Annotated in this window: 17 protein-coding genes and 3 pseudogenes; 11 read left to right on the forward strand and 9 right to left on the reverse strand. The window is 58.1% G+C overall.

Translation table 11 applies throughout. The annotated features are described in order from the left end of the window. Position 1: 1 nt before the first annotated feature. From cynS to FVF58_RS41000, 3 genes are all read left to right on the forward strand, one after another. The gene (gene cynS / locus FVF58_RS40985; RefSeq protein ID WP_149675344.1) at positions 2–472 is read left to right on the forward strand and encodes a cyanase; all 471 of its coding nucleotides are present in this window, start codon (positions 2–4) and stop codon (positions 470–472) included. Between the two features lie 367 nt (positions 473–839). After that, a complete protein-coding gene (locus FVF58_RS40990; RefSeq protein WP_149675345.1) occupies positions 840–1,241 on the forward strand; it encodes a type II toxin-antitoxin system HicB family antitoxin in 402 nt (133 codons plus the stop codon). A 358-nt stretch (positions 1,242–1,599) separates the two neighbouring features. After that, positions 1,600–1,806: a hypothetical protein gene (locus FVF58_RS41000; RefSeq protein WP_149675347.1), complete on the forward strand. Its 207-nt coding sequence runs from the start codon at positions 1,600–1,602 to the stop codon at positions 1,804–1,806. An 83-nt stretch (positions 1,807–1,889) separates the two neighbouring features. Here the strand turns inward: FVF58_RS41000 and FVF58_RS52335 are convergent. Together FVF58_RS52335 and FVF58_RS41010 are read right to left on the reverse strand one after the other, a co-directional pair. After that, a pseudogene (locus FVF58_RS52335) lies at positions 1,890–2,015 on the reverse strand (IS3 family transposase); the annotation flags it as partial. Positions 2,016–2,165: 150 nt separating this feature from the next. Continuing rightward, positions 2,166–2,450, reverse strand: a complete 285-nt coding sequence (locus FVF58_RS41010; protein ID WP_188131098.1) for a hypothetical protein — start codon at positions 2,448–2,450, stop codon at positions 2,166–2,168. Positions 2,451–2,668: 218 nt separating this feature from the next. On the opposite strand from FVF58_RS41010, the gene FVF58_RS53545 reads away from it, so the two are divergent. After that, positions 2,669–3,385, forward strand: a complete 717-nt coding sequence (locus FVF58_RS53545) for an integrase core domain-containing protein (RefSeq protein ID WP_246217437.1) — start codon at positions 2,669–2,671, stop codon at positions 3,383–3,385. A 287-nt stretch (positions 3,386–3,672) separates the two neighbouring features. Here FVF58_RS53545 and FVF58_RS41020 read toward each other — a convergent pair whose 3' ends face one another. Further along, a complete protein-coding gene (locus tag FVF58_RS41020; protein ID WP_149675349.1) occupies positions 3,673–3,945 on the reverse strand; it encodes a hypothetical protein in 273 nt (90 codons plus the stop codon). Positions 3,946–4,837: 892 nt separating this feature from the next. Here FVF58_RS41020 and FVF58_RS41025 point away from each other — a divergent pair. The 4 genes and pseudogenes from FVF58_RS41025 to FVF58_RS41035 form a co-directional block, all read left to right on the forward strand. Continuing rightward, positions 4,838–5,131: pseudogene (locus tag FVF58_RS41025) on the forward strand (SDR family oxidoreductase); the annotation flags it as partial. Positions 5,132–5,607: 476 nt separating this feature from the next. After that, positions 5,608–6,006, forward strand: coding sequence for a response regulator (locus FVF58_RS41030; protein ID WP_149675350.1), 399 nt, complete (start codon positions 5,608–5,610; stop codon positions 6,004–6,006). Between the two features lie 333 nt (positions 6,007–6,339). Continuing rightward, the gene (locus FVF58_RS51920; RefSeq protein WP_188131099.1) at positions 6,340–6,513 is read left to right on the forward strand and encodes a hypothetical protein; all 174 of its coding nucleotides are present in this window, start codon (positions 6,340–6,342) and stop codon (positions 6,511–6,513) included. Between the two features lie 282 nt (positions 6,514–6,795). Beyond that, a complete protein-coding gene (locus FVF58_RS41035) occupies positions 6,796–7,662 on the forward strand; it encodes a YihY/virulence factor BrkB family protein (RefSeq protein WP_246217438.1) in 867 nt (288 codons plus the stop codon). Between the two features lie 138 nt (positions 7,663–7,800). Here the strand turns inward: FVF58_RS41035 and FVF58_RS41040 are convergent, their stop codons facing one another. The 4 genes from FVF58_RS41040 to FVF58_RS41055 form a co-directional block, all read right to left on the reverse strand. Further along, on the reverse strand, positions 7,801–8,145 hold the full coding sequence (locus tag FVF58_RS41040) for a hypothetical protein (protein ID WP_188131100.1): 345 nt from the start codon (positions 8,143–8,145) through the stop codon (positions 7,801–7,803). After that, complete coding sequence (locus tag FVF58_RS41045; RefSeq protein ID WP_149675352.1) at positions 8,142–8,963, reverse strand: alpha/beta hydrolase family protein; 822 nt, start codon at positions 8,961–8,963, stop codon at positions 8,142–8,144. Before FVF58_RS41045 ends, FVF58_RS41040 begins: the two co-directional genes overlap by 4 nt. 272 nt (positions 8,964–9,235) lie before the next feature. Next, on the reverse strand, positions 9,236–9,637 hold the full coding sequence (locus FVF58_RS41050; RefSeq protein ID WP_149675353.1) for a phasin family protein: 402 nt from the start codon (positions 9,635–9,637) through the stop codon (positions 9,236–9,238). A 266-nt stretch (positions 9,638–9,903) separates the two neighbouring features. Next, on the reverse strand, positions 9,904–10,779 hold the full coding sequence (locus FVF58_RS41055) for a manganese catalase family protein (RefSeq protein WP_149675354.1): 876 nt from the start codon (positions 10,777–10,779) through the stop codon (positions 9,904–9,906). Between the two features lie 354 nt (positions 10,780–11,133). On the opposite strand from FVF58_RS41055, the gene FVF58_RS41060 reads away from it, so the two are divergent. Then, complete coding sequence (locus FVF58_RS41060; RefSeq protein ID WP_149675355.1) at positions 11,134–11,628, forward strand: YciE/YciF ferroxidase family protein; 495 nt, start codon at positions 11,134–11,136, stop codon at positions 11,626–11,628. A 1,024-nt stretch (positions 11,629–12,652) separates the two neighbouring features. Here the strand turns inward: FVF58_RS41060 and FVF58_RS41075 are convergent. After that, positions 12,653–13,168, reverse strand: coding sequence for a low affinity iron permease family protein (locus FVF58_RS41075; protein WP_149675358.1), 516 nt, complete (start codon positions 13,166–13,168; stop codon positions 12,653–12,655). A 435-nt stretch (positions 13,169–13,603) separates the two neighbouring features. Between FVF58_RS41075 and FVF58_RS54550 the strand changes: the two are divergent. Next, positions 13,604–14,805 (forward strand): annotated as a pseudogene (locus FVF58_RS54550) (GAF domain-containing sensor histidine kinase); the annotation flags it as partial. Positions 14,806–14,928: 123 nt separating this feature from the next. After that, the gene (locus FVF58_RS53555; RefSeq protein WP_246217439.1) at positions 14,929–15,309 is read left to right on the forward strand and encodes a response regulator; all 381 of its coding nucleotides are present in this window, start codon (positions 14,929–14,931) and stop codon (positions 15,307–15,309) included. Between the two features lie 88 nt (positions 15,310–15,397). Here the strand turns inward: FVF58_RS53555 and FVF58_RS41085 are convergent, their stop codons facing one another. Beyond that, positions 15,398–15,835, reverse strand: coding sequence for a response regulator (locus tag FVF58_RS41085; RefSeq protein WP_149675359.1), 438 nt, complete (start codon positions 15,833–15,835; stop codon positions 15,398–15,400). Between the last annotated feature and the right edge of the window lie 300 nt (positions 15,836–16,135).

Below are 16,135 nucleotides of genomic sequence, written 5' to 3' on the forward strand. Positions count from 1 at the left end.
CATGACGCAATCGCAATATAGCCAAGCCCCCCGTGAAGCCCTGACCGGCGCCGTCATCGACGCGAAGGTCCGCAAGAACCTGACGTTCGAGCAGATCAACGAAGGCACTGGCCTCAGCCTCGCCTTCGTCACCGCCGCGCTGCTCGGCCAGCATCCGTTGCCGGCCGAAGCCGCCAAGGTCGTGGCCGACAAGCTCGAACTCGGTGACGACGCGGTTCGCCTGCTGCAAACCGTCCCGGTGCGCGGCAGCATTCCGGGCGGCGTACCGACCGATCCGACGATCTACCGGTTCTACGAAATGGTCCAGATCTACGGTTCGACGCTGAAGGCGCTGGTTCATGAGAAGTTCGGCGACGGCATCATCAGCGCGATCAATTTCAAGCTGGACATCAAGAAAGTCGACGACCCGGAAGGTGGCTCGCGCGCCGTGATCACGCTCGACGGAAAATACCTGCCGACCAAGCCGTTCTGAGGCGACATGGGAGTCATTCTTACGGGAATGATTCCATCGCATTGACTCGGAATACGTATTACGCAACAGGAGCAATGAAGGCTTCTGACGCGCTCGCCAGATTCTTTTCCTCCGTGGGGCCCGAACGGCCGGAGATCGAGTCAGAATACGGCCCCCTCGCCCGAGCGATTCCCTCTATAAATGAGTGGCTTCGACCTCTCCTCGATATGGCGTTGCAATGAAACAAGAAAGTCATTGCGTATTCCTACGCGAAGCGTCTAATGAAACATGCGTGCGGACTCAGTCAGTTGTCGGTTGTACACCCAACATCCCTGGCGTGGCGTTGCACAGCGAGCGTCTGTCGGCGCTCCACTCCAAGGAGCAGATCATGCAATATCCGCTGTATGTCCACCGGAATGGCAATAATGGCTTTCGCGCCAGCTTCCCCGATTTCCCCACCGCCGACGCGAGTGGCGATTCGTTTAACGAACTGACCCACAATGCCCAAGCGACCGTGGAAGCAATGTATGACCGCAGCGAGCAACTTATCCCCGCCCCTACCTTCAGTATGTCGGAATTGCAGGCGCTCCAAATGGACGATGGCAACGGGCTTTGGGTATTTGTCGACATCGATCTGGCGCGTGTTACCTCGAAATCCGTGGGCATTCAGGTCCATCTGCTTGAGAGCCTGCTTCAGCTAGTCGATGCAAGGTCAAAAGAGCGCCGCATGACGCGCTCTGCATTCGTCACACTGGCGCTTATTGATGCACTGAAGAAGCAGGAAGGCTAACCATCGTCTTGCCGCTCAGTTCAGGAACTTGACGCGCAGGCGCGGGGCACTTCCTGGAAGCACCGGGATGTGAACGTGCGATTCCTCGACTACGTCGTTGCCTGCCGTAAGTCGGGAACAACCAGTAAGGATGATATGACGCACTCAATGTGGGGCATCGCGCTCGGGCTGGCGCTCATGTTCGGCGCGGCGCTGCGTCGGTATAGGCGCAACGTTCTGCGAAAGCGGGACATCCGCTGGCTTGATGAACACCATATATTGGACAGACTACGCACGCAATTGGAGCTGTCACCCCGGAAATGACGCACGCCAGGTGGCGCGTCCAGGAAGAAAGACTGATAGTTAAGGAGTTGGCAAAATGACCCTGAATTACGCAGGCAGATCGCATGACGAAGCAGTGGCGGCGCGCCACAGGCAGAAACAGAAGGCACAGGAACAGGCCGGCGGCGAGATGGCGAGAGAAGGGACAGAGGGCGACGCAACACATAGTTGCGGCGAACTCTCCGAACGGGGCAAGCAGGTCTGGAGAAGTGGAAGCGGGATCAACGGTGGCGGAAGAGAATGAACTGCACCCCAAAAGTTGGAAACCCGTCCAACGATTTGGGGTGTTTTCTTGAATCGCTCGGATTTCCTGGACAGGTCCCGAAGTTAGTGTTCCACGTTTAGACCGCCTTCGGTTTCAGGTTCAAGGCGGAACTGCCGGGCGAATTCGCCCGGCGTCAAATCGTTGAGCGCCATGTGAGGCCGACTCTCATTGTAGTCGCGACGCATAGCAGCACTACGACCCCCACTACAAAACTGATCATCGATTGTGGCGCCTCGTCCCAACTATGAAGGCGCCGGCATCAGCGGGCCTCTGCGAGATACGCGTGCAGGAACGCCGGCGTGACTCAGGACTGACAGCCTGCCGCCCGTATCTGCGATTTACGGCCGGCGGATTGTGTTGCCATCTCTCGCGGCCAGGCGCGCCGCGTCAATTGTATTCCGGGCCGTCTCGCAATTCGCGTTGTACGGCTCCAGGTTCTCGGGGTCGCCCAATGGACCTCCCCAGACGTGATAGAAACCATCAACGCCCTGGCCAACGCGCGCTTCGCTTTTGATCAGGAAGTCGAGCCGTGCGGTTTCGGCCTCGAGCTCGGCCGCTGCCTTCAGAAGCGCATGCCTCCACATCACGACATCGCCGTCGAGCAGAGGAAAGCATTCGGCCATGTGCCGCAAGGTCTCGACCGTAGTCGGAAGCGTTGTGGGACCACTCATCTTTGTTTCTAACGTCACACCGATCTCCCTCTCGCCATTGGTGTCGATTAATCCTCAACCATCCAAATTACAAATATAGTCGCCCCGAGCAACAGGCAGCCTCCCAAAACCAGCGCGCCGAAAACGATCGGCTGCTTTACGCCCAGGGCAGACCACCGATCAGTCCGGACATGCGTGAGTTGATCCACAGGATCTCGGCAGCCAATCCCCGGTGGGGCTCGCCGCGCATCCTGGGCGAGTTACGCAAGCTCGGCATCGAGGTGGCAAAATCGACTGTGGAGAAGTATCGCCTGCGCCACCCCACACCGCCCTCGCCGACCTGGAAGGCGTTCCTCAAAAACCATGTCTGCGAGCTCGTATCGATCGATTTCCTCACCGTGCCGACGGTAGGCTTCAGGGTGCTGTTCGTGCTGGTGGTCCTCGTACATGACAGGCGCCGGGTCATTCACTTCAATGTCACGGAGAATCCGACCGCGCAGTGGACCGCTCAACAGATCGTCGAGGCTTTCCCCTGGGATAGCGCACCGAAGTACCTGCTCCGGGATCGCGATGCGATCTATGGCGAGCCCTTTCGGCGGCGCGTCGAGAGCATGGGCATCGAACAGGTCCTCACCGCCGCTCGCAGCCCATGGCAGAATCCGTACGTCGAACGCCTGATCGGCAGCATCCGGCGAGACTGCCTGGATCACGTCATTGTCCTGAACGAACGCCACCTGCGGCGCATCCTCACCCGGTACTTCGACTACTACCATCGTTGGCGGACACACCTGTCGCTGGACATGGATTGTCCCGACCCAAGACCAGTGCAGCCGCCCAATCGCGGCACAATCGCCGAGTTCCCGGATGTTGGCGGCTTGCATCACCATTACGAGCGGCTGGCAGCGTAACCGGAGTGGTCCAGGCTTCGTTCAATCGCACGCTATGCATTTTCGGGAAGGACAGGTCACGCCGCACCGGTCACGGAAGTAACGGATGCCAGTAACGCGGTCGCAGCGGTTCAGACACCAGCGGCTGAGCAGTCCGACGTTGCCCGCGTCATGACCAAGATCGCGGAAGGGTGGAGGCGCGGCACGGTCGTGGAGATTCGGCAAATCGCAGTCACATGCCGCTGCCTTCAGGAAACAGGTGACCGCAACGGCCGGAGTTGCAACGTGACGACGCTAAACCGACAAATTTACGTTGCCGCCCCATCAAGGGCGGGATCGATTTTGCAACCGTCGATGAATCGCCGCGCCTGCCGCTCCGCATACGCGAATGCGGCCTCAGCGGACAGGAAGTTAAGGTGCTCCGGCAGGCTCGCGATGGCCGATGTAAGCGGAGCAGCGGAAAGGATCAACCAGGCGACGGTGTACCGAAGCTGCTGGCCATCCAGCGACGGAGATTTTGTCTGGGTGACCCGGACCTCGATGGTGTATCCGCGATACGGCACGCGGGACTGGTTTTGCATGATAGGCCCTAAGTCAGATCGCCCGCGGCGCGCGAGAACTATTCAAGGCGCATTTCATGTGCCCGCTATCTAAACCGTCTCGCAGGGGGCCAAAAAGGAATAGCGGTAGGCGCCTGGTACAACGAGATCGACCCATACGCCGCGCAGTGGCAGCGCATCCGCGCGGCTCGCGGAGCAATCGAACTTGAGTGAGGACACGATGACCACTAATACAGACGCAGTCCCGCTGAAGCCGTGCCGGTTTTGCGGCGCAAGCGCGCCGCACATCACGGAAAACGGCGCGATTTAGCTCAGGATGCGCTACAGCAAGCCGAACAGTGTTTTCCGTCATCCACCTGTGCCCAGAGATTGACGGCCAACCATCGCGGCATCTGCAGAGAATGGTGATAAGGCATGAACGGCAACAAACCCTCGCTGTGCGGGGCTATCGGGGGCGACCCAGCACTGTCAGTGGCTCCTTCATCCAGTAATCATATTCAGCAGGGTTGCGCTCAAACACTGGCTCGGCGGGAATGCTCGACTCGCATGCCGACCAAAGACCGGCCGGTGATCCATTGGATGTGTTCTGCTTCATCCAGCAACCGCAGGACGTGCATCGGTACAGGACGTAACGTGTTATTGGCTCTTTTGGCGTACCAAAAACGCCCGCTCCGGAGTACTGGAGTTTTTTGTGCGGAAAGACTGTTGAGGCTTTTCCGATCAACCTCACACAAGCAAGGCAGCTTTCCATTTCGTCCTCACTCCCGGGAACACCTAACCTTCGCAATAAGCATACCCCATGCAGATGGGTCCGGAGCAGAGCCGATCTCAAAACGTCAGTGATCGATTAATCGGAAGCAGCAGCGAAACAATAATCCGAAACAACGAGAAAACACTGGGGCGTCAATGACGCGACTACGCGTCGACCAAAGCGGCCATCACGGCCTTCACCCACGCGCTGGCGAAACAGGTCATCGGCAACGGAGTCCAGGCGAACGCCGTCGCGCCGGGTCCGGTATGGACACCACTTCAGCCGAGCGGTGGCCAACCCCAGGAGAAAGTCGAGAAATTCGGCTCCGAAGTGCCGATGAAACGTCCGGGGCAACCCGCTGAACTCGCGCCGGTTTATGTGCTGCTGGCGTCGCAGGAGTCGAGCTTCGTTACGGGCGAGGTCTATGGCGTGACTGGCGGCAATCACCTGACGTAATAGGCAGCAGGAATGCGGCCGCCTGATTGGCATCCCCGACAGCGATCGAGGACAAGCGACAGCAAAGGCAAGCCGGTCGCGCCAGACGACCGGGTTCCCGCCAGCGGCAGCGCAAGGAGAACCATGTCGACGGCGACGAGGTCGGCGCTGCCGTCGCTCCAGTATCGACAGCCATCCCGCTTTCTCACGCTCAACTGACGAGAGGCGTCGCACTCCAAGCATCCTGCAAGCAAGCGTTACCCAAATGCCGCGAATCCGGGGACCAGCATGTCACCGTCCAATCGCAATCGCATGCACGCAAGCGGCCACCCCTCGCGCATCGAGAAGTACACAGTGCCTGGAGCGCAAATTGCGCCTCGTATCGCAGGTTCGATTGAACTGGACCCGCGTAGGTCGCAGCAGAATTTTCGGCCTTTGCCTCCACGGGCTCTACCCGGACGCCCTTCAGCCGCTTGGAAACACGAAGGAGTGGAGAAATGATTACCGTACTACTGGTCGATGACGACACAGCACTGTTGGGTACGCTCGGATTATTTCTCGCAGCGGAAGGTCATCTCGTTCGAACGGCGACCAATGGTAGCGACGCACTTCGGCTCGCGCTTGAAATCCGCCCGGACATACTCGTGACCGACTGCGCAATGCCGGCGATGGACGGCATCGCGCTTGTCCGCGAAATGCAGCGGCATGCGGACCTCGCCTCGGTTCCAGTCATTCTCACCTCTGATGCGAGCAGGCGCCCGCACGTCAAGCTGGCCGGGTTTCTCAAGAAACCCTTTCCCGCAACGACCTTGCTCCGTCAGATTCATCGGCTGAGCTACCGTTCGTCCCGACGGAGTTCGGACGATCGTCCGATGAAACCACCGTCGTACCCTTGAGTGTCGACCCGACCATCACGTCGGGACCGGGCCCGTCGCCCGCGCCGCCTCCAATAATTTGCGCGCCACCGCTGGATGCGCGGTCTTGCGGGTCCGATGTGTTCATGATGCTCTCCGAAGCTTTAGGTGGAGAACGTCTTACGCGCAACGAGTATGCCTGCCTGCCCATCACGCGACGTTGAACATGGGGCAGTTCTGCTCGAGGCAAAATCACATCGCGGCGGCGGCCAAACAAGCAGACTGCAGCGAAACTGTCGCGCAAATATTGTGCTCGCCCCGGTTCGCGGAATATCCCTTGCTTGTGTCAATTAATCCACCTAACCGGAGACTCACATGGCCACCAACCCGAAACGGGAGAACCCCGCAAGTGACAAGTCCGAGGAGGATGTCGACAAGGCGGTTGAAGACACCTTCCCCGCCAGTGGCCCACCTGCGACAGGCGGAACAACCCGGATTGAGTCAGAGGACGGCGAAGACGCCGACGAGGACCAGCCTAACCCACAGTAGTCCGCGGAGGCGCGAACACATGTCGACACCCCGGAAACTGCGCAGCGGTCCTGGGGCAAATGACGCGCGAGTCGCGTCCTACCCCTAGACCACGGGCCCGCAGTGGGCAGCGCTCGCGGAAGGCCGATAGAGAGGATGTGCAGAAACCGTTGACCGGTAGTTCGAGCGGGAGCGGCCACTTAGCCAAGCTCTCTTTTCCAGTCTGCCCTACAGGCGTAGCGCGTGAGGTTCCATATGTTGCGTCAAGTAAAAAATCAAGCCGTTCCGCGCAAGCTAACCTTGATGTCCATCGCGCGGACCGCCATCAGCAAATTCTCGGAACCGCCCATGATGGGCGCCAGCATCGGCTTCTTTTCCGCATTTTCGCTTGCCCCAACTCTCCTCATCGTCCTTGCGGTCGCCGGATGGGTCTACGGTGCGGACGCAGCCAAAGGGCGGCTCTTTGACCAGGTCAAAGGCGTTCTTGGCAACGATGCTGCGAGCGCAATGCAAACCCTCGTCGAACATGCGCATAGGGCGAGCGGAAGCGGTGTTGCCGCTGCGCTATCCATTGCCCTGGTGGCGGACGGTGCTTCGGCGACGTTTTCGTCGCTCAATACTGCTCTGGATGTCGTGTTTGCCGCAGAGTCGCCCAAAGGTATCGCTGGACTAGCGCTCCTGCTACGCGCGCGTCTGATTTCCTTCGGGATGGTCATGGGTCTGGGCTTCCTGCTGGTCGTTTCGCTGGTGGTGGACACAGCCATACAGTATGCCGGCCACGCGGTTTTTGGTGATTCCAGCCTGGTTGTGCTCGCGGCGCTAGGTGAATCAGTTTTCGGACTGGTAATACTCGCGATTGGGTTTGCTGCCCTTATCAAGTGGCTGCCGGATGCAAAGGTGCATTTTCGTCATGCGCTTATTGGCGGTGTGACAGCGTCGGTGCTCTTCACGGCTGGGAGGCATCTCTTCGGGTTCTATCTTGCCCATGCCGGCACTGCAAACTCATTCGGTGCGGCAGGTTCTCTTGCCCTACTGATGATGTGGCTATATTTCTCAGCCGTCGTTTTCTTATTCGGCTCGGAGATTGCCGCATCCATCAGGGATGCGTCGCAGGCAACGGGAGAAAAACCTCACACGGCTCCGCTATCTTCGATAGTGACAAGGCGCTGACAGGCGCCGCTTTCACGACGGGCTTGCGGAGCGCCGGCTCATTTTCCGCCGAATCCGACGACTGGTTTGTGGTTTATTGGCCTCGGGGCCTTTCTCCACCACGACCGAGGACATAGAGGTTGATTTACACGGCTGCGATTACTTTGATGCCGTACGCAGCATCCTCGCTTTTTTCGCGACGGCGGACGCGGGGATGACGAGGGCTTCAGGCGTTGCACCGTACATTGCATAATGTCGGACCGCAGCGGCGCCCTCACTGTTTTCGCGTGCATCCAGTTTTTCTGCCAATGCCAGCAGAAAGCTTTTCAGGTCAGTGCTTCCATATCTTGCGAGAAAATTCCCCGTCAGTTCGACGATACATGCTTGCCGCGACGTCGGGTAAAGCGTGCTGGCTACATGCGACGCTCCTACGGACAGATCCAACAGATACGCAGTTTCAATGTGAGCCGTTGTGGCGTTTTCCCTCTTCACCTTGCTGCTCATGTACTTTCCCCGTCGCCATATTGCGTGACCTGCTGAACGTCTCCAGGAGCCTTTGCCTTTGCGTCTAAAAACCTGGTCACGCAGGTATCGAGTAACGTGCGCAAAGTGCCGTGTTGATGCTCGGCAAGGAGGCGAGCCACGACACGAAGCACCTCTGGATTGTGAAGCATGCCCCAGTGACTCACGCTCTCCACTTCGACGTTCCGATGATACTCGGACTCGGTCCCAACACATCCTGCCCAACCGACGATACCATCGGAGGGCGAATATACCGATGTACAAGGAACCACAGGGTCAATACTCAACCGCTTGAGGAGCGCCTCATCCATCGGTGACACTCCGCCGTTCAGGAGTGTGAAAAGCCAGCCGGCATGGGTCGAGTTGGGCTGGTCTGCAAACGGAGTCGCGAGCGTGATGGCCTGCCGTACCAGCTCCGGATGCTTTTTTGCGAGTTCGCGGGCGTACACTCCGCCAAGGCTCCAACCAATTAACGAAACGGGGCGACCATTCCGGATATATACCTGCTTCAGCTGCTCGCTTAACAAGTCGAGAAATCTGTCGAAATCGTCATCCGGCCATTGATTGACGCCCTGTTCCCAGTCATGGACTTCGTAGTTCAGCTCTCGCAACCTCTCTCGCAAGCCTTCGGTTGCGTATCCGCTGACGCCCAAGCCTGGAAAAACGATAACAGGATGGCCGTCACCTTGTGGCAACGGCTGCGATAGGGGCGCAAGACCTGCAAAGTAGTCCGCGATGGCACGAAGGGGTTCCAGTGCGAGAAGTATCGCTGGGGGCGGTGTTAATTCAAGGCTTTCCATCGAATCTCCCTGGGTATCGATCTATGGTTCATCGCGCACCGTCGAAAATTGCCACATCGAACACTTGTGCGTATGCGTTGTGGACCAAAAAGTCCGCCGAGGACCGCGGCCAACGAGGCCCCATCAAGGGGTGGGCAGACTCGGCAAGAGTGCCGAGAAAAGTTCGGGATAGAACCGGGCCCAGCATTGCACGCCATTGTGTAAATCATGCCGCGTCCCGTGGAGCCTCGAGACTGCGTGCAACGCGACGAAACCGGTCCGTAAATCTACGTCTATTCGGCCTCGACAATGTTCGTACCGAGGGAGGCATTCTTCGTGAGGTTCTCGACAAATCCCTGCGCGTCACGCACATGTTGCTGGTATTGAGACGGCGCGTTTGCAGTTAGCGCAATCTGAACACCTGACATAATTTCGTAGACGTGGCGGCTGTAGGCCGCGATTTTTTCCGCAGTGGGCTTCGCGAGGCTTGTCGACAGCGCAACCAGCTCCTCAGGTTTCGCAGACAATGCCTTGGCCATAAGCGCCTGGTTTTCAGCGAGTGTCGCTTTGACTACCTGAAGATTCAGCTCGGTCAATTTTTCGATGGCGTCAAACGCGGTGCTCGAGAAAGCAAATAGCTGCTGGATACCGGTGTTTTGCGCATCTACCAGACATTGGGGGATAAGTGTGCTCATGAATGCTCCAGATAGGGAAGACGACGAGTGCGCGAAAACTGAAATGAAGTCTGGAGCACGGGTCGCTGGCCAAAGGCCAATTGCTGCGTTGCACCAAAATCATTGTAGGCGCATTATTCTTGAAGTCAATCGTGCCCTTGCAGTCATCGTGCCTACGGACAAACAAGCCCGTGCTCATCGGTCAAAATATTCTCAGTACAACGAATCAGAGGTAAATCCAGAGTATGGAGCTCCTACTCGGAGCCCCTCCGGCGTCGCCAACTATGTCACTTCACAGCCTCTCCCACACCGAGGTCAGCGCCGGTCGTCGGGTCGGAAGAAGTGTCAGACGCCGTACGCGAGGCCATGGCGCGAAGAACCTCGGCGTCACCGGCGGACACGTTGACTGTTGCCCGGCCATCGCCGCCGTCCACGGCTGGTGTCGGCGTATCGACAAATTCCCATTCGGGCCCCTCGTTCCACGGGCCTCGTGGAGCCCCATCGCTTGCGGACATTTTGTAATAGACGCTTGTAAATTCAGGCACTCCGGGAAGCTTTCCCTGAGGGAAATTCGGCAGGATTGAGTGAAGCGCTTTTTCGAACGACTTCTGATGTGCGATTTCACGCGTCATCAGAAAGCCCAATGTTTCCTTGATGCCGGGGTCGTCGGTCACGTTAATCAGCCGTTCGTACACAATCTTGGCTCTGGCTTCCGCCGCGATATTGGAACGAAGGTCTGCAGTAGGTTCACCAATGGTGTCGACATAGGCCGCCGACCATGGAACACCGCCGGAATTTGTGAGTGCCGGACCGCCCCCGTACAGCAGCGCTGTGATATGAGAGTCATTGCCGCCACCGGTCATGCGGCGATAAAGCTCAGCTTCACCTTCAACGGCTTCAGCTAGCTGACCCTTGGCCCCTTTGTTCAGCATCGCGATGATAGAGCCGACGATTTCGAGATGGCTGAGTTCTTCCGTCGCAATGTCGAACAGAAGGTCCTTGCGACCGGGGTCGTCTTCGCCCACAGCCTGAGTGAAATACCGGCATGCCGCACCGAGCTCACCTTGGGGTCCTCCAAATTGCTCGAGCAGGAGATTTGCGAGGCCGGGATTAGGCGTGGAAACACGCACCGTATATTGGAGGCGCTTGTTATGGACAAACATGGTGTTCTCCTTTCAGAGCCCGGCAAGGACGGAGCACCGTCTATAGCGCCAGGCAACAGGATTCGGACGTTGTGAGAGCGGCGACGCTGTCGCGCACCGCTTTCATTATTGCTGTCTCAGAAGGATGAGTTCTGGCGAGGAGCGGCAAACGCACCGCATGTGGGCAGGGAGACTGCCTCCTTCATCCGCATGACGCGTTCCCGGAGCAACGCATCCGTCTCGAAGATATATTTTCGGTGGGCAGGATGTCGGGAATAGGCGTTGCGCGCGTTCAAAGCGTTGAGATGTCTGTGGGTCCTCTGTCGCACCCCTGCATTCTCTTCCCCCCTTTTCTCCCTCTTGTGAGAGCAAATCATGACCGCAAAGACTGTGAAAGACCTGTTCATCCACTCGCTGTCCGACGTCTACAGCGCGGAAAAGCAACTGACCAAAGCGCTCCCGAAACTGGCACGTGCATCTACGAGTCCAGAGTTGAAGGCTCTATTCGAAAAGCATCTGGAAGAAACGCACGGACAGGTTGCGAGAATTGACCAGGTCGTTGAATCCTGCGGTATCAAACTGAAGCGAATCAAGTGCGCTGCGATGGAAGGGCTGGTCGAGGAAGGCGGCGAGCAGATTGAGGAAATCGAGAAGGGGCCCGTACTCGACCTCGCGCTTATCGGAGCCGCTCAAAAGGTCGAGCATTATGAAATCGCGACCTACGGAACGCTCGCTGCGCTGGCTGAAAAGCTCGGCGAATCTGCTGCCCAGAAGCTGTTGCTCGATACGCTGAAGGAAGAGAAGGCTGCCGATGAAAAGCTGACGGTGTTGGCGCAAGGAACCATCGTCGAAGAGGCCATGGCCCAATAGTTCGTCCTGCATGTAGAAGTGACTGTCTCATCGTGGACGGTGCCGAGTCTCAAAGGTCGCCGCACTACAGAAGCCAATTTACATTGCTGGGCATTGCATTGAGCAAAGGCGAAGTCGTGGCACCGACCCGACTGCCTCGGTATTCCCGTTTTGCCCACAGGCGCGGGCATTCGCGCCTGTGGACTCTCAGAACGGACGTCGCGCGGCAACTCAATGCCTGTCGCTCAGTTTCCCCCCGAAGCAGGGTTGGTAGCTGACGCCGGCGCGGCGCTTCCGGGCTTCTTGTGCATCTTCTTCTGCGAACTCGTCGTTCCGGGTGCCATGGTGTTAGCCCCTGACGCGCCAGAGACCGTGTCGGTCGACCCGCCGGCGCTGGGCTTGCTCATTCCTGTGCCGCCTTGTCCCCCAGCGGCACCGCCACCCGCGCTTTGGGCGAAAGCGCTACCTGATATCCCAACTAAAAATATCGAAATCAAAACCCCTTTCGTCGCAACTCGCATGGCAGTCTCCTTAAGCACAAATCGGTCAACACCGGACGGCGTTAATCCGTATGTTCGTGCCCGCAATTCGCATACCGTGCCGGGAGGCAATGCAGTGTTGACACCACAGGTGGTCGGGAAAGTCTGTTGCGGGTTGAGAGAAAAAGACAGAGGCGAATATGACGCTGGTCTTGCTCGTAGAGGACGATACAATCTGCTTCGCGCGCTTGACATGCTGGTCAGGGACGACGGCTACAGGGTACAGACCGCTGCTGCAGCGGTGGCCTGGATGCCAGGAGTGCCGTCGCACATGAGCGACCGGACCTTGTTTGTCTCGGACGTCATGATGCCCAGGCTGGACGGGGCGAAACTGGCTCGCTCGCTGAAGGGGGTGCCCGCGCTCGCCAACATTCCCGTTGCAATGATGTCCGCCCTTGATTTGCCCCCCGCACTTCCATTCTATGCGTTCGTACCCAAGCCCTTCGCTGCCGCCAGGTTGCTGGACGTTTTGCGAGAAGTGCTGCCGCCGTGGTTACGTCGGCCGGTCAGGCCCCGGCTCGCTCCTCGCCGCAGGCCTTTACGTCTGCTGCTGCCTGCACAATGTCGTCCTCGTTGGGATTCTTTGTTGATAGCCGAAGGTACGCCGCCGCCAGACGTCGCAATTCCTCCTCTGTCGCATCCTCGATTCCGATTAGATGATTATCTGCCGCCCGGTGGGACGATAAGAGTTCATTGAGCTTCAGGTGCATCGCGACACTGTCCTTGTTCTGACTCTGCTGTATCAGGAACACCATAAGGAATGTGACGATAGTCGTGCCGGTGTTAATCACCAACTGCCACCCATCTGAGTAACGGAACAGCGGTCCGGTGACAACCCACGCGGCAACCGTCGCTACGGCAAGACAGAAACCCATTGGGGACCCTGCCCATCGCGTCACGAGGCTGGCAAATGAGTCAAACGCTCGAGTCAATGGATGCTGTGTCGCGTATGCAGGGCTTGCCGTATCGGGAGCCGTATCCAGTTCGTCGGTCGGAGCCGGGGCTTTGCGTTCTGATTTCATTAGCCTGCTCCGGAATGTTGGTCAACCTGTAGAGCAACGTACGTGCCAGCTTGCTTAGGTGCGACCTCGCAATGCCGAGGGTCGCCGGCGGCCGTGGTGCGCAGGCCAGCCCTTTCCCCACCGATGTCGTTGGGTTCTGCGTAGGAACAGGTTGCTCGCGCCGAATCGTGCAATCCTTGCGCTCCTGGGGCCGGCACTGTGAACACAGGACCGTCCGCACGTTGCTTGAAAATCGTTCCGTCGGCTGTGGTGCATTTTGTGCTTAGGGGCCTAAAATGATGGTGCTGACTTTCAGGGCCATCTCACGGCAGGTCGCCGCCCCGACGCCGTTACCGTTCTCCCTTTGGTCGACAAACATCGTCACATGACCACCCACTCGGCAGCGGCTGGCGTGGTCCTCCTTTTCGTCCAACCTTTGAAGCGGGTGCAGAGTTCATGGAAAGTAATCGTGCGCTCACTGACAACGACGAGTTCGCTAACAGGCCGGCGCGGCAACCTGACTACGCGGCTGAAAACAAAGCGCTTCTCCGGCTCGCGAGAGCCCAGACGGGACCGAAAACCAGTCTGTGGCAGGAAATTGCGGAATCCACCCTCGCAGTCTGTCACGCTGGTAGTGCAGGGATTAGCCTTGTCGAAGGAACCGGCGAAAATCGCAGCTTCAGATGGGAAGCTGTCGCGGGCCTTTGCGCTGGCCTTCGTGGCAAGACAACCGCATGGGATGAATGCCCATGTGGAGTAACGCTCCAGAAAGGCGCGCCGCAACTGTTCATTCAGCCGCAGGTACATTTCGCATGTCTTCAGTTTGCGAACGTCGACGTCACAGAAGGTGTCGTTGTTCCAATAGCCAACGACGACGTGCAGCTTGGCGCGATTTGGGTGATGTCACATGCTGCCGACCGCCAGTTCGATAGTGAAGACATCCGGCTGCTATCAAACCTCGCGGTCTTCGCCGGTACAGCGCTGACCGTCGTGGACGCGCGCGACAGCGGAATTGCAAGCGACCAAAGGCACAATGAGTTCATTGCCATGCTCGGGCACGAACTGCGAAATCCGATAGCACCCATCGACAGCGCTATCAATGCCGCTGCGCGACTATGCGCTGATAACGCGAAGGCCGTCGAAGTATTGACCGTGGCCCAACGACAGATGAGACACTTGCGCACACTTGTCGACGACTTGCTCGATGCCGCGCGATTGAAGCACGGGAAACTTGCCATCAAGCATAGCGACACTTTCCTTAACGAAATTGCCTTCGACGCCGTCACAGCAGTCAAGCATCACTTTGAGTCTCGCCGGCATACCCTCAAAATGAATGGTCTCGATGCGCCCATCCCGGTTCGCGCGGACCACGTCCGCTTGAGCCAGGTGCTGGGCAACATCCTGTCGAACGCGGCGAAGTACACGCCGGTGGGCGGGGTCATCGAAATGACCGTCGATGTAGATATCAATACTGGGTCCACCCCGGATGGTGCGCTCATCATCACAGTCAAAGATAACGGAATCGGAATTGACCGTGCGGTGCAACCGCACGTCTTCGAACTTTTTCGCAGTCTGCCCGAGTTCACGCGAGAGCCGAGGGCGGACTGGGGATTGGCCTCGCCGTTGCGAAACGCCTCGTAGAACTTCACGAGGGGACCATAGCTCTTCAAAGTGAAGGCGCGGGCAGAGGCACGGTCGTCACTTTATGTTTGCCAATCCTTCGCAGGTCGTCGACGCAAGCGCAGTCCGAACGACCCTGCGAAATTTCGACGCCGGGCTCCGTGCGACTGCTTCTGGTCGATGACAATCCGGACGCTTTGATGTCCTTAGGCATGTTGTTGGAGCTCGAAGGGCACGATGTAACCACCGCAAACAACGGGAGCGACGCAATTCGCCTTGTCGCGCAAGTGCGCCCGGAGGTAGCAATTATTGATGTTGGAATGCCGGACGTCGACGGCTTCGATGTTGCGCGCGCTGTTCGCTCCGACCGCAGCCTGGATGACATTATCTTAGTGGCGCTGACCGGATACGCGGCTGAATCCGATAAGTCAAGAGCATTGGCAGCTGGCTTCGACTACCATCTGACCAAGCCACTCTCGCTGGAGAAGCTGCGACACCTGCTCGTAAATCGAAGAGGTGGACAGCTGGGCGGACTCATTTAACCGCGACACAACGGCGTTGCCCACCGGAGCGCTGTGGATTATTAAGTCGAGCGTACATGCTGGCTACGCGAGGCTACCCGGAGCAGCCTCATGATAGCAATGCGGAAGATACCGGATGCCAACGCGACATCGCCCGGTCGGAACACACTGGGCGAAGCGTTTCACGCGTAGGCCGCGATAAAATCAACAGCCCCACACTGGACTCAAACGCGTCAAGGTCTATGGGCTTGAAAAAGAATGCGTTCCAGAGGGCTGGTATCCGGTGAGGTTGCGTCTGCGCCGAGACCATAATTACCGGTATCGCGGTAAGGGCCGGGTATAACTTGAGATGGCGGCACAACTCAATGCCGTCCATCACTGGCATGCTGCAATCTGTGACTATAAGGTCCGGCATCGTCCTTCCAGCCTTTTCCAGCGCCGTCTTGCCGTCTTGTGACAAAAATACCCTATATCCCCGCCACTCCAGAGCCACGCTTAAAGCGGCCAGAATGTCTGGGTCGTTGTCCACTAGGAGAATGGTTGGCATCAGGAACGTCCGGAACGGTTAGTAATCCGGCGCAACAACCATACCGTGAGCCGAAGATTGTTCCGCTCGATGGCAAGCCCAGACCCCTTAGCCGAGCGTGAGTCGCTGGAGGCCTTGCGCTCTGTCGAGGAAACGCTGAGGCAGGCTCAGAAGATGGACGCTGTCGGACAGTTGACCGTATGCGGTCCTTTACGGACGCCCTAGCAATGAACGAGTGATTCTCTGATGCTACCTGTCCACGTGGACAGCTGGGATGAGAGTACATGTCAGAAGATCGAGATTTGCGTAGCCGCCTGGTAG

This window comes from Paraburkholderia panacisoli (assembly GCF_008369935.1).
Taxonomy (GTDB): Bacteria; Pseudomonadota; Gammaproteobacteria; order Burkholderiales; family Burkholderiaceae; genus Paraburkholderia; species Paraburkholderia panacisoli.